The organism is Mesorhizobium sp. M1D.F.Ca.ET.231.01.1.1 (assembly GCF_003999155.2).
GTDB lineage: Bacteria > Pseudomonadota > Alphaproteobacteria > Rhizobiales > Rhizobiaceae > Mesorhizobium.
This window is the reverse complement of record NZ_RZOZ02000004.1, coordinates 127,698-140,513: the sequence shown is the minus strand read 5'-3', so window position 1 is coordinate 140,513 and position 12,816 is coordinate 127,698. Positions and strand designations below refer to the sequence as shown.

The following is a 12,816-nucleotide window of genomic DNA, read 5'->3' as shown; positions in this document are numbered from 1 at the left end:
TTCAATCTTTCAGCAAAACCTCCACTGCCGCCGCAACGGCAAGCAGATGCCGGTCATGCCCATGTCTCCCCGCCAGCATCAGCCCGGCCGGCAGCCTCGTGCCGGGCATCGGCAGCGAGACCGCGCAGAGGTCGAACTGGTTGGCGACCTGGGTGTTGCGCAGCAGCAGGCCTTCCGTCCGGTCGCGTAGCGCCTCATCGCCGGCCATGGCGGCGATCGACGGCGCGACTATCGGCACGGTCGGCAGCGCGAGCACGTCAACCCCTTGCAGCCGCTCCTCCATGGCCGCGACCAATTCCCCACGGCGGCGGATCGTCCTGATATAGACGGAAGCGGGAACCGTCAGCGCGCGCGACAACGGCCCGCTGACATGCGGATCGACCGGCACCGACGCGCCGGCTGCCAGCCAGTCGGCGTGCACTTCCGCACCTTCCATCGATGCGATCGAGGCGCGCTTGGTCGCTGCGCGCATCTCGGCAATGAGGTCGTCGATCGGAAAGTCGGCAATGCGCGCGCCCGCCTGCTCCATCCGCTGAAGACTTCGGTCGAAAGCATCGAGAACCTCAGGCTGCGTCTCGCCAAAGAGCACGCCGCGGGGGATGCCGATGCGCAACCCGGCTAGCGAGACGGGCTGAAGCGCAACTGGCTCCTCGCCGGCCATGATCGCGTCGGTCGCCGCGCAGTCGGCAACGCTGCGGGCGAGCGGCCCGATCGAATCCAGCGTCGCCGACAAGGGAAAGGCGCCGGCCAGAGGCACGCGCCTTGCCGTCGGTTTGAAACCGACGGCACCGTTGAGCGAGGCCGGGATGCGCACCGAGCCGCCGGTATCCGAGCCGATCGAGATCGTGCTCGTACCCTCGCCCACCGCGACGCCGGCGCCGGATGAGGAGCCGCCCGGAATAAGGCTCGCATCGGCCGCATTGCCCGGCGTGCCGTAATGCGGATTGTCGCCGATCGCGGTGAAGGCGAATTCGGTCATGTTGGTCTTGCCGAGGATAAGCGCGCCCGCCTGGCGCAGCCGGCGCACGATCGCCGCGTCCTGCGCGGCAGACTGGGCGCTGGCGAGCATAAGCGAGCCCGCCCGGGTCGGCTCGCCGGCGACGTCGAACAGATCCTTGATCGAGACGATCGCGCCGTCGAGCGGCCCGAGGCTCACGCCGGCCTTCCGGCGGGCGTCGGATACATCGGCGGCTGCCCGCGCCGCTTCGACGTAGAGCTTGGTGTAGACCTTCTCCCCGGAGGCGCGACTGGCAAGACGTGACAGGATGATTTCGAGACGGTCGCGGACGGATTGCATGTCGGCGTCGGACTCCGCAAGGATGCAACGACTTTAAAGCAATTCCAGCACGTGCGTCGCGGTTTTCCGTCCGGAATTGCGCAAAAACAAATGCTTAGAGCGGATCAGCGATTCTGTGAAAGCTGAACCGCAATAATGCCGGCTGGGAAGGCCGGCGAAAGGGATAACCCGGCAAGCGTGCCTTTGCACCCTGCCAGCGATAGGAAGAGACTGATGCTGTACAAAGGCAGCTGTCATTGCGGCAAGGTGGCTTTCGAGGTCGAAGGCGAGATCGGCGGCGCGGTGCGCTGCAATTGCTCGATCTGCGCGCGCAAGGGCGCGCTGCTTTGGGCCGTGCCGCATGGCAGCATGCGGCTGGTCGCCTGGGGCGACGACCTCGGCAAATACACTTTTGGCAGGAGCGCCATTGCGCATCGCTTCTGCCGGACCTGCGGCATCCATCCCTTCGCCGAGGACGCCAGCCAAGGCAGCGAACGCAGCGCCTACATCAACATCAACTGCCTCGAGGACGTCGACCTCACCGCAGTGCAGGTCTTCGAATTCGACGGCCGCTCTGCCTAGACCGGACCGCATCGCCCTGCCGACAAGCCGGCCATGTCGGCCGGCTTGTCGGCATCCGGGACTATTCGGCCTGTTTGGGGCCGATGGCGAAAGTCACCAGCGCCGCGAGCAGCGTCGCCACGGCGCCGTAGGCGAAGGCGCTCGCCACGCCGGCATGGTCGACCAGCAGGCCGCCGAAGACCGCGCCCAGCGCGATCGCCACCTGGAACGTTGCGACCATTAGCCCGCCGGCGCTCTCGGCCTGGTCGGGCGCGGCACGCACCAGCCAGGTCTGCAGCCCGACCGGCACGGCGCCGAAGGCAAAACCCCAGCTCGTGACGGCGACGGCTGCCGTTACTGGCGAGGCGCCAAGCGTAAGCAGCGCCAGAGCCGACAGCGCGATCAGCAGCGGCGCCAGCCCGACCGCGAGCTTCAGGTTGCGCTCGGCAAGGAAGGCGCCGGCGAAGTTGCCGAAGAAGCCGCCGACGCCATAGGCGAGCAGCACCAGCGAGATGGTCTCGATCGGCATCACCGGCACCGTCTCCAGGAATGGCCGCACATAAGTGAAGCCGGCAAACTGTCCCGAGGCGACGAGCAGCACCACCATGAGAGCCGCGCGGATCGTCGGCCTTTTCAGCACCTCGATCAGGGTGCGGAAGCTTGCCACGGCCGTCGGCGGCAGGCTGGGAATGGTGGCAAGCTGCACCAGCAGGGTCAGCGCACCGACGACGGCTGCGATCATGAAGGCCGTGCGCCAGCCCCAGATGTCGCCGACATAGGCGCCGACGGGCGCCGCGGTGACAGTGGCGACCGAGACGCCGGTCAGGATGATCGACATGGCGCGCGGCATCAATCGCATCGGCACGAGACGCATCGCCATGGCGGCCGACATCGACCAGAAGCCGCCGAGCGCGACACCAAGGACAACGCGAGCCAGAAGCAGCATCGTGAGCGAGGAGGCGAAGGCGGCAAGCAGATTGGAGACGATCAGAAGCACGGTGAGCATCCACATCACCAGCCTGCGGTCGAGCCGCTTGGTGACGATGGCCATCGTGGGTGCTGCGATCGCGCCGACGACGGCTGTCGCCGTGACCGCCTGGCCGGCGGAACCTTCGCTGACGCCGAGGTCCTGCGCCAGTCGCGTCAGCAGGCTGGCGGGCAGGAATTCGGCGGTCACCAGGCCGAACACGCCGAGCGCTAGCGACACCACCGCGCCCCATACGGGCTCGGTTCGTTCCTCGGGTTCGGTCCTGTCGAGAACGGCGGCGTCGATGACGCCCGTGGCGGGTTCGGTCATGGCAAATCTCCGGAAAGTTGCGGCGCAACATTTGGCTGCAGCGCAACATAGGGAGTGACTGGCTGGAGTTTCCATGCTAGAAACGCCGAAATGAATTACAATTCGTCCAAAACGACACTGCTGGCATCCGGCGACCCGCTGACCGACATGCTGCGCGGCCTGCGTCTCGACGGCGTCGACTATGGCCGCTGCGTGCTGGGCGAGCCGTGGGCCGTTTCCTTCCCCGCGCAGAAGGCGGCGCGCTTCCATTTCATCGGACAGCAGGGCTGCTGGCTGTTCTCGCCGGCCAGGGAATGGATCGAGCTGTCGGTGGGCGACGCGCTTCTGATCCCGCGCGGCGACGAGCATGTGCTGGCGAGCGCGCCGGGCGTGCCGCCGGTGCCGATCGGCCGCTACACCATCGAGCCGGTCTGCGAGAACGTCTTCGACGTCTCCAACGGCTGCGACGGCTGCAAGACCCTGCTGTTTTGCGGCAGCATGCATTTCAATCTCGACGGCTCGCATCCGCTGCTCGACATGATGCCCGACCTGATGCAGGCGCATAAGCTGATGGCGAACGCGCCGGGCATCCAGCATCTGCTCGACGCCATGGCCGGCGAGGTGACGATGGACCGGGTCGGCTCCGGCGGCATTCTGGCGCGTCTGGCTGACGTGCTCGCCGCCACCATCATTCGCTCCTGGGTGGAGAATGGTTGCGGCGACGCCACCGGATGGATCGCCGCAGTCCGCAACCCGGACGTCGGCAAGGTGCTCGCCGCCATTCATCTGCAGCCCGATCGCGACTGGACGGTCGAATCCCTGGCGCGAATGATGGGAGCGTCACGCTCCGCCTTCGCGCAGCGCTTCGCCTCCGTGGTCGGCGAGACGCCGGCCAAATATGTGCTGCGCGTGCGCATGCACCAGGCACGGCAATGGCTCGCCCGCGACGGCATGCGGGTGTCGGTGGCGGCCGCGAAGCTCGGCTACGATTCGGAAGCGTCCTTCAGCCGCGCCTTCAAGCGGGTCATGGGCATCGCGCCGAGCCATCTGCGCAATGGCCCAGGCGAGCAACCCTGACACCCGGCGGTCAAGCTGGAGGAATTGCGAGGTCTTTTGGACGGAGCGCTATTCCTCTCCCATAGCGGCGGCGTAAGCTGACCGGAGGAGGAAACCGCCATGGCCAAACACCTTGCACCGCTTGCGCTTGCCGCGCTGGCCGTCCTTCCGGGACGGGCATCGGCGCTCGAAGACAGCTACCTGCCCGCCGACAAGATCCCTTATGTCGTCGAAGCGCCGGACCAGCCGCAGCGCCTCGGCCCGCTATGGGGCTCGAGGGCCAAGGGTCCGGCCGGCACGCTGCTCAAGGTTCCCGGCAACTGGCGCGCGCCGGTCCATGCCCACACCGCCGACTATCGCGCCGTGGTCATAAAGGGACTGTGGGCGCATTGGCAGATGCAAGGCGGCGAAGCGACCAAGGTCGAATTGCCGCCGGGCTCCTACTGGACCCAAAAGGCCGACGAGATGCATGACGATGCCTGCCTGTCCGACACCGAATGCGTGATCCTGCTGATCAACGACACGCCCTACGAGACCTATCTGCCGCAATAGCACAGCGCCGGCCAAAGTCCCGCCGGGCGAACGGCAGGCTCGTCAGCCGGCGTGCCGCAGGCTCACCCCGCTGCCCTTGTCGAACATCACCACCTTGTCCGGATTCCAGGCAAAGCGGACGGGCTGCTCGATCTCGACGGCGGTCCTTGCCGGCACTGTGGCCCTCAGCATCGCGTCGCCGACCCTCAGCGTCACGATCTTCTCGACGCCGTGGTTCTCGACGTCGTGGACGCGTGCCTCGACCGGCGCGCCGCTCTCCAGATAGACATCCTCCGGACGGATGCCGAAGACGAGCGGGCGACCGTCGGCCGCACCGCCCGCCTTCTCCCCCAGAAAAGTCCTGGCTCCCCCTGAGAGCGGCAATTCGAAATTCATCGGCGCCATCACTGCGCGGTTTTCCACCAATTTGCCGTCGATGAGGTTCATCGGCGGCGAACCGACGAAGCTTGCGACATAGGTGTCGCGCGGATTGTTGTAGATATCCTGCGGCGTGCCGGTCTGGACGATGCGACCATGGTTGAGCACGCCGACCTTGTCGCCCATCGACATCGCCTCGATCTGGTCGTGGGTGACGAACAGGAAGGTGGCGCCGAGCTGCATCTGCAGGTTCTTCAGCTCCGTCCGCAACGCCTCGCGCAGCTTCGCGTCGAGCGCCGACAGCGGCTCGTCCATCAGGAACACGCGCGGCTTGCGCACGATCGCCCGGCCGATCGAGACGCGCTGCATTTCGCCGCCCGAAAGCCGGTCCGTCTTGCGGTCGAGCAGATGCTCAATGCGCAGCGTGCGGGCGGCACGCGCTACGCGGTCCTTGATCTCGGCATCGGGCAGGCGACGGATTTTCGGCTTCAGCGGAAACTCCAGATTCTGCCGCACGGTGTAGCGCGGGTAGAGCGAGTATTGCTGCAGCACCAGCGCCACGTCGCGCTCGGCGGCGCCCCATCGGGCAACGTCGACGCCGTCGATGAAGACTTGGCCCTCGGTCGGCTTCTCGAGCCCGGCGATCAGCCGCAGTGTCGTCGTCTTGCCGGCGCCGGTCTCGCCGAGCAGCACGAAGAATTCGCCGTCGGCGATGTCCAGGTTGAGGCCCGTCAGCGCGGTGTGGCCACCGAACTTCTTGGTGATGTTCTTGAGTTCGATGTGGGCCATTACAGCCTTACTCCTAGCGACTTGCCGCTTGCCGTGTCGAAGAAATGCGCCTGCTCGGGATCGATGCGGGCATGGACCTTCTCGCCCGGCCCCGAAACATATCCGGCCTTGGTGCGGGCGCGCAGCATCTTTGAGCCGACCTTGAGATCGACGATATCGAAGGAACCGAGCGGCTCGATGATCTGCGCCTCCACCGGTATGTAACCGGGCGAGGCATCGTGCCGGACCAGCACACCCTCCGGACGGATGCCGAGCGTCAAGCCGCCGTTGGAATGCCCGTTGAGCTTGGACAGCAGCTCGCGCGGGAACTCGAAACCGGTCTGCGCCTCGCCAATCGTGACGCGCGCGGCGCTGGCCTCCTCGGAGACGCCGGCCTCCGCGATGTTCATCACCGGGCTGCCGACGAACTGGGCAACGAAAAGATTGGCCGGATGCGAATAGACGTCGTCCGGCGTGCCGACCTGCTGGATGAAGCCCTCATGCATGATGACGATGCGGTCGGCGAGACTCATCGCCTCGATCTGGTCGTGGGTGACGTAGATCGTGGTCGACCCCTGCTTGACGTGCAGGCGCTTGATCTCGGCCCGCATCTCCTCGCGCAGCTTGGCGTCCAGCGCGCCGATCGGCTCGTCCATCAGCATCGCCTTCGGGCGACGCACCAGCGCCCGGCCGATCGCCACGCGCTGCATGTCGCCGCCCGAGAGCGCCGACGGCCTCTTGTCGAGCAGGTCGGTTATGCGCAGGATCCGGGCGATCTCGCGCACGGCCTTGTCGACCTCGCCGCTGCTCATGCGCGTTGCGCGCAGCGGAAAGGCGATGTTCTCGAACACCGTCATGTGCGGGTAGAGCGAGAAGGACTGGAACACCATGGCGATATCGCGGTCGGCGGCCTTGAGGTGCTGCACGGCCTTGCCGTCGATCAGGATGTCGCCCTGATCGATCGTCTCCAGCCCCGCAATCGCGCGCAGCGTCGTCGTCTTGCCGCAGCCCGACTGGCCAAGCAGCACGATGAACTCGTTGTCGGCGATGGCGAGGTTGAGATTGTGGATGACCTGGACGGCACCGAAGAATTTTTCGATGCCGCGAAGTTCGATCTGCGTCACTGCCGGGCCCCCTCATGCGTCGCGACGCCGGTTTCCTCGCTGCGCTCCGGCGCAATCTTGGAGGTGATGTTGAAGCCGATCAGCCCGACCAGGATGATCGTCACGCCATAGGAATGCAGGCTGAGGCTCCATGGCTGGCAGAGCGCGACGATGCCGAGCACCATCAGGATCTGCGAGGCCGGCAAAAGGTACTTCTCGTTGACGGCTCGGAAACTCATTTGCGGATCGCTCCGAAGGTCACGCCGCGAAGCAGGTGGTTGCGCAGCAGGAAGGTGAAGATCGCGACCGGCAGCAGAAACAGGAAGGTGCCCGCCGCGATCGTGGTCCAGTCCGGCAGGCCGGAACCGATCTGCGACGGAATGAAGGGCGGCGCCGTCTGGGCGCGCCGGTTCGTCATGATCAGCGCGAAGGCGTACTCGTTCCAGGCGGTGATGAAGCAGAATACCGCGGTGGCGGCGATGCCGGTCGCCGCTTCCGGCAGCACGATCTTGAAGAAGGCCTGCATGCGCGTGTAGCCGTCGACCAGCGCCGCCTCCTCATATTCCTTCGGTATCTCGTCCATGAAGCCCTTCATCAGCCAGACCGAGAAGGACAGGTTGAAGGCGACGTAGAGGATGATCAGCCCGATATGCGAATCGTTGAGGCCGACCGCCCGGTACATCAGGAACATCGGGATCGCGACCACCACCGGCGGCAGCATGCGCGTCGACAGGATGAAGAAGAGAAGGTCCGCCTCGCCCGCGATCTTGAAGCGCGAGAAGCCGTAGGCGGTGAAGGTCCCCATGCCCACCGCAAGCACCGTGCTGATGACCGCCACGATAAGGCTGTTCATGAAGCGGTCGGGATATTGCGACAGCTGCACGTCCTTGCCGACCTTCAGCACCCGCTCGCCGCCGTCATAGATGCGCTTTTCCCACCAGGGCGCGGCCTCGTAGACTTGCGGGTCGACGGTCTTCTGCATCTGCACGCGTTTGGTGAAGAGGCGGACGAATGGCGTAACCTCCGGCTCGAAGAGAACAGTAGGGGGAACGCTGACCGCCAGCTCCTTCGGCTTGAACGCGGTGGAGGCGATCCAGTAGATCGGCGCCAGGAACACCAGCGTCGCGATCAGCACCGCGGCGATTGCGACGCGGTTGAGGGCGACCTCGGAAGAAGTGCGGACGGCGGCCATCTCAGCGCTCCTTCACCTTGTTGAGGTACTTCACGTAGAGGTTGGTGATGGCCAGCACCATGATCAGCACGATGTAGGCCAGCGCGCAGGATTTGCCGGTATCCCACTGCTGGAAGGCCTGCTTGTAGAGCCGGATCGCAATCAGTTCGGCGGTCGGCTGGGTCGTCATCGTGTAGGCGATGTCGAAGGTCTTGAAGGCTTCCATGGTGCGGAAGATCAGCGCGATCAGAAGGATCGGCGAGACCAGCGGCAGGGTGATGCGGGTGAAGGTGTACCACCAGCTGGCACGGTCGATCGCGGCGGCCTCGTAGAGGTGCTGCGGCACGGCCGACAGGCCGGCGAGCGACAGCAGCATTACGAATGGCGACCACATCCAGACGTCGGTGATCGCGACGGCGTAGAGCGCGCTGTCGGGATTGGAGAGCCAGGCGAAGTCGCCCAGGCCGAAGACGTAGTTGATCGGCCCCCAGGACGGGCTGTAGAGCAACTGCCAGAACAGGCCGACCACCGCCGCCGACATCATCATCGGCAACAGGAGCAGCGTGGTAATCAGGCCCTTCATCGGGAAGCTGCGGTTGAGCAACAGGGCGAGGCCGAAGCCGACTATCATCTGTCCGGCCACCGATACGATGACGTATTTCGCCGTGATGATGAAATTCGACCAGATGTGGTCGTCGCTGAGCAGCTCGCGATAGTTCTGCAAGCCGACGAACTGCCAGGGCTCGCTGCGGTTCGCGGCGAAATTGGTGAAGGAATAGCCCAGCGAATAGATCAGCGGGAAAATGTTGAAGACGATCAGGAAAACCAGCGTCGGGATGATGAACATGTTGCGGATGGTCAGATCCGACCAGCCGCGCGCGGCGGCCCTTGAGGCAGGATCGAGATGGGCAAGGGCTACCGAAGCCAACGAATGTCTCCCTGAAAACAGGAATGCCGGAGGGGAAACCCTCCTCCGGCATTCTGACTGTGATGCTTACTTGTAGCGATTGTACTTGGTGAACGTCGCCTTCCAGTCGGCGGCGGTCTTGTCGAGCGCTTCCTGGGCGGTGCCCTTGCCGCCGACCACGAACGGATAGATGTTCTGGTTCAGCTGATCGAGCACCTCGGCATATTCAGGCGTCGCCCAGAAATCCTTGACCATGAACATCGTGTCGTAGAACGCCTTGTTGTAGGGCGTGGCGTTCTGGAAGGCTTCCGACTTCAGCACGGCCTGGCTGCAGGTGTAGCCGCCGAGGTCGGCCCACTTCTTCTGGGTCTCGTCCTTGATGAACCACTCCAGGAACTTCATCGCCTCGTCCTTGTTCTTCGAATACGAGACAATCGAAATTCCCTGGCCGCCGAGAGCGGCGAAGCGCTTGCCGTCCGGGCCGGCCGGATTGGCGAAGAAGCCGGTGGCGTCGGCATAGGGGTTGGTGGCCTTGTTCACCAGCGGCGGGAAGAAGGCGAAGAAGTTCATGCTCATCGCGGCGAGGCCGCCGGTGATCGCCTGGTTGTCCTCCACGAAGAAGGTCTTGCCCCAGCCGGGAGGCGTGAACTTGTAGAGCTCCTTGTACATGTCGAGGCCGGCTGCGGCCTCTTTCGAATTGGTGATGCCGTCGACCTTGTAGGTCGCATAGTCGCCGAGGTCGCCGCCGTAGCTGAAGATGGCGCTTTCGACGCCCATCGCCATCGCGTCATAGGAATTATCGGTGTAGATGGCGACGCCGTAGCGCTTCTGGTCCGGACGGTGGAAGAATTCGGCGATGTCGCGCAGCTGCGCATAGGTCGTCGGTACGGCGAGGTCGTAGCCGTACTTCGCCTTGAAGGCTTCCTTCTCCTTCGGGTCCTCGAACCAGTCCTTGCGGTAGGACCAGCCGATCGCGTCGCCTTCCAGCGGAATCGCCCAGTATTTGCCGGAGCCGCCGGGGTATTCGGCGTAGTACTTGATGGTCGCGGGCGCCATCACGTCGCCGAGCTTGTGCTGGTTGAAGAAGTCGGTCAGGTCGACATAGTGGCCCTGCGTCGAACCGGCGCCCAGCCATTGCGAGTCGCCGACCACCATGTCGTAGGCGTCTCCATGCGCGTTGAACTCGGTGAAGGCCTTGGTCTGGAAGTCAGGCCACGGCGTGGTCTGCACCGTGACCTTCACGCCGGTCTCGGCCGTGTAGTCGTTGACGAGTTCCTGCAGATAGTTCGCCGGATCCCATTCCGCCCAGAAGATGGTGAGTTCCTTGTCTTGCGCGCGGACGGATGTTCCGCAGGCAAGCGCCAAGCCGATACCAGCGACCACGCTGGTCACTATCTTGCGCATAGTTTTCCTCCCTTGTGCGCATTCTACCTTGTCATGCGAGCCGCCAGCTTGGTCGGCCCTGGTAGTTCCTCCGGTGATGGCACGTTCCGGTTTCGAGCCTCCTCGCCCTGCCGGAAAGATGGATCGCAGCCCTCACGTTCGATCCGCTTTATGCGTACTGATCTGGTATTACCAATTCAAGAGGGCCGTCAAGCTCTTTCTTGGACGCTCAAAAGCCACCCCGCAAGCGGATTGGGATGGTATCTGTCTGTTTTCCCTTATTTTTCCTACTCCTTGATACATGGTGGCCTTGTTTCCGGCGATGTATCACAATTATTACTGGTAGCTGGCCCCTCAATCTGGTCGAACCAGATTCTAGGACATCCCTATTCCGGGCGATGCCGAAACCCTACTCGCTTTCGCCTCCGATTCCGCCATCGCCGCGCGCACCAGCGCCGCCGCCGCCCACTCGGCGACCGACATCATGTCACGGCTGTCCAGGCCCCATATATCCTTCAGCACGATCAGCACTTCGACGCCGAACATCAGCGACAGCGCCTGGGCAAGACGCTTGAATTGACGCGGCCTGAGCTGACCCTTGAGCGGCGCGATCGCATCTTTCAGGAGATCGACGCGGTGGCCGCGCGTGAAAGCCGGCTCTGTCCCCAGCGTGCCCGCCTGCCGCCGCGCCCATTGGTCGAGCGAAAGCTTGAGCGCCGCCTTGAACGTCGCCTCGAAAGCCTCGATGCGCGGCATGGCGCTGGCGAACAGGTCGGCCACCCGTCGCTGCGGATCGTTCGAGGCGGATTTCCACGTCAGGATCGGGCCAAGCCCCTCATCGACGACCGCCTGCACCAGCGCCGCCTGGCTCGGGAAATAGCGATAGGCGGTCGCGCGCGACACCTCCGCAGCCTCCGCGACTTCGCTGACCGAAGGCGTCACGCCGGACTGCATCAGCCGCGTCGCCGTCTCCAGCATCAGCCGCCTCGTGCGGGCGCGCGGCCCCTTCTCGACTGCCGGCGTCTGCTCGGCGTCGTCGTTGGCGGCAGCTTGTTGACGTGAGACATCCATATCAATACGATACGCGCGTCTCAAAAAAATGCAATGGCCCACGCCTTGGCGACCGGGCCAGGCAAGAAGCGACAAGCGGCAACGCCAGGCGCGCAAGACAACGATAGAGACGACGGGGAAACGCTGATGAAGCGCATCTATGTGGTCGGCACCGCCGACACCAAGGGCGAAGAGCTCGCCTTCCTGGCCGATGCCGTGGCCGCCGCCGGCGGCATGGCCGTCCGCGTCGATATCGGTACGCGCGGCGCGACCGTTCCGGTCGACATCGAGGCAGGCGAGGTCGCCGCGCATCATCCGGACGGAGCCGGCGCGGTGCTCGGCATCGACGATCGCGGCACGGCCGTCGCCGGCATGGGCGTCGCGTTTGCCCGCTTCATCCAGGCTCGCGACGACGTCGCCGGCGTGATCGGCATCGGCGGCGGCGGCGGCACCTCGATCGTCACCGCCGGCATGCGTGCGCTGCCGCTCGGCCCGCCGAAGATCATGGTCTCGACGCTCGCTTCCGGCGACACCGCGCCCTATGTCGACGTCTCCGACATCATCATGATGCCGTCGGTGACCGACATGGCCGGACTCAACCGCCTGTCGCGCGTCGTGCTGCACAATGCCGCCCAGGCGGTCGCCGGCATGGCGGCGAAGCCGGCGCCCTCCGCCGCAGGCAAGCCGGCGCTGGGCTTGACCATGTTCGGCGTCACCACGCCATGCGTCACGGCCATCGTCGAACGGCTGCGCGCCGACTATGACTGCATGGTCTTCCATGCCACCGGCACAGGCGGCCGATCGATGGAGAAGCTCGCCGATTCAGGCCTGCTCGCCGGCGTCCTCGACATCACCACAACGGAAGTCTGCGATCTTTTGTTCGGCGGCGTGCTGCCGGCGACCGAGGATCGCTTCGGCGCCATTGCGCGCACGAAGCTGCCCTATGTCGGCTCGGTCGGCGCGCTCGACATGGTCAACTTCTGGGCGCCGCCGACCATTCCCGAAAAATACCGGGGACGCCTGTTCTACGAGCACAATCCGAACGTCACGCTGATGCGCACAACGGCCGATGAATGCCGCAGGATCGGCGAATGGATCGGCACACGCCTCGCCGCGTGCGAAGGCCCGATCCGCTTCCTCATCCCGGAAAAGGGCGTCTCGGCGCTCGACATCGAGGGCGGCGCTTTCTTCGACTCGGAAGCCGGTGCTGTCCTGTTCGAGGCCATCGAGCGCACGATCAAGCCGACGAAGCACCGCGCCGTGACGCGCCTGCCGCTGCACATCAACGATCCCACATTCGCCAAGGCCGCAGCCGAGGCTTTCCTCGACATTGCCAAGAAGTGAGACCTGACAAGC

At 64.8% G+C, this 12,816-nt stretch carries 13 protein-coding genes; 4 read left to right on the top strand and 9 right to left on the bottom strand.

The features are described 5' to 3' along the window. Nucleotide 1 precedes the first annotated feature (1 nt). Entirely contained in the window at nucleotides 2-1,297 is a 1,296-nt protein-coding gene (locus EN874_RS13210; protein ID WP_127425131.1) for an amidase, read from the bottom strand. Between the two features lie 213 nt (nucleotides 1,298-1,510). On the opposite strand from EN874_RS13210, the gene EN874_RS13205 reads away from it, so the two are divergent. Continuing rightward, a complete protein-coding gene (locus EN874_RS13205) occupies nucleotides 1,511-1,858 on the top strand; it encodes a GFA family protein (RefSeq protein WP_127425130.1) in 348 nt (115 codons plus the stop codon). Nucleotides 1,859-1,919: 61 nt separating this feature from the next. Here EN874_RS13205 and EN874_RS13200 read toward each other — a convergent pair whose 3' ends face one another. Continuing rightward, on the bottom strand, nucleotides 1,920-3,134 hold the full coding sequence (locus EN874_RS13200) for an MFS transporter (protein WP_126087535.1): 1,215 nt from the start codon (nucleotides 3,132-3,134) through the stop codon (nucleotides 1,920-1,922). A gap of 90 nt (nucleotides 3,135-3,224) precedes the next feature. Here EN874_RS13200 and EN874_RS13195 point away from each other — a divergent pair, with 90 nt between their 5' ends. Both EN874_RS13195 and EN874_RS13190 read left to right on the top strand, forming a co-directional pair. Continuing rightward, nucleotides 3,225-4,190 carry an AraC family transcriptional regulator gene (locus EN874_RS13195; protein WP_127425129.1) on the top strand — a complete coding sequence of 322 codons (966 nt, stop codon included), beginning with the start codon at nucleotides 3,225-3,227 and terminating at the stop codon, nucleotides 4,188-4,190. 99 nt (nucleotides 4,191-4,289) lie between these two features. Beyond that, nucleotides 4,290-4,721, top strand: a complete 432-nt coding sequence (locus EN874_RS13190) for a DUF4437 domain-containing protein (RefSeq protein WP_127425128.1) — start codon at nucleotides 4,290-4,292, stop codon at nucleotides 4,719-4,721. Between the two features lie 42 nt (nucleotides 4,722-4,763). Here EN874_RS13190 and EN874_RS13185 read toward each other — a convergent pair whose 3' ends face one another. The 7 genes from EN874_RS13185 to EN874_RS13155 form a co-directional block, all read right to left on the bottom strand. Further along, on the bottom strand, nucleotides 4,764-5,867 hold the full coding sequence (locus EN874_RS13185) for an ABC transporter ATP-binding protein (protein WP_127425127.1): 1,104 nt from the start codon (nucleotides 5,865-5,867) through the stop codon (nucleotides 4,764-4,766). Further along, a complete protein-coding gene (locus EN874_RS13180) occupies nucleotides 5,867-6,970 on the bottom strand; it encodes an ABC transporter ATP-binding protein (RefSeq protein ID WP_127425126.1) in 1,104 nt (367 codons plus the stop codon). The genes EN874_RS13185 and EN874_RS13180 overlap by 1 nt, the downstream gene beginning before the upstream one ends. Further along, nucleotides 6,967-7,188, bottom strand: a complete 222-nt coding sequence (locus EN874_RS13175; protein ID WP_127425125.1) for a hypothetical protein — start codon at nucleotides 7,186-7,188, stop codon at nucleotides 6,967-6,969. Before EN874_RS13175 ends, EN874_RS13180 begins: the two co-directional genes overlap by 4 nt. After that, nucleotides 7,185-8,141 (bottom strand): carbohydrate ABC transporter permease, encoded by a 957-nt coding sequence (locus EN874_RS13170; RefSeq protein ID WP_127425124.1) that lies wholly within the window; start codon nucleotides 8,139-8,141, stop codon nucleotides 7,185-7,187. Before EN874_RS13170 ends, EN874_RS13175 begins: the two co-directional genes overlap by 4 nt. Nucleotide 8,142: 1 nt before the next feature. Further along, entirely contained in the window at nucleotides 8,143-9,048 is a 906-nt protein-coding gene (locus EN874_RS13165; protein ID WP_127425123.1) for a sugar ABC transporter permease, read from the bottom strand. Nucleotides 9,049-9,114: 66 nt separating this feature from the next. Further along, nucleotides 9,115-10,431 (bottom strand): extracellular solute-binding protein, encoded by a 1,317-nt coding sequence (locus tag EN874_RS13160; protein WP_126087527.1) that lies wholly within the window; start codon nucleotides 10,429-10,431, stop codon nucleotides 9,115-9,117. Nucleotides 10,432-10,785: 354 nt separating this feature from the next. Further along, entirely contained in the window at nucleotides 10,786-11,481 is a 696-nt protein-coding gene (locus EN874_RS13155) for a TetR/AcrR family transcriptional regulator (RefSeq protein WP_127425122.1), read from the bottom strand. A gap of 126 nt (nucleotides 11,482-11,607) precedes the next feature. Here EN874_RS13155 and EN874_RS13150 point away from each other — a divergent pair, with 126 nt between their 5' ends. After that, complete coding sequence (locus tag EN874_RS13150; protein ID WP_127425121.1) at nucleotides 11,608-12,804, top strand: Tm-1-like ATP-binding domain-containing protein; 1,197 nt, start codon at nucleotides 11,608-11,610, stop codon at nucleotides 12,802-12,804. Nucleotides 12,805-12,816: the final 12 nt, after the last annotated feature.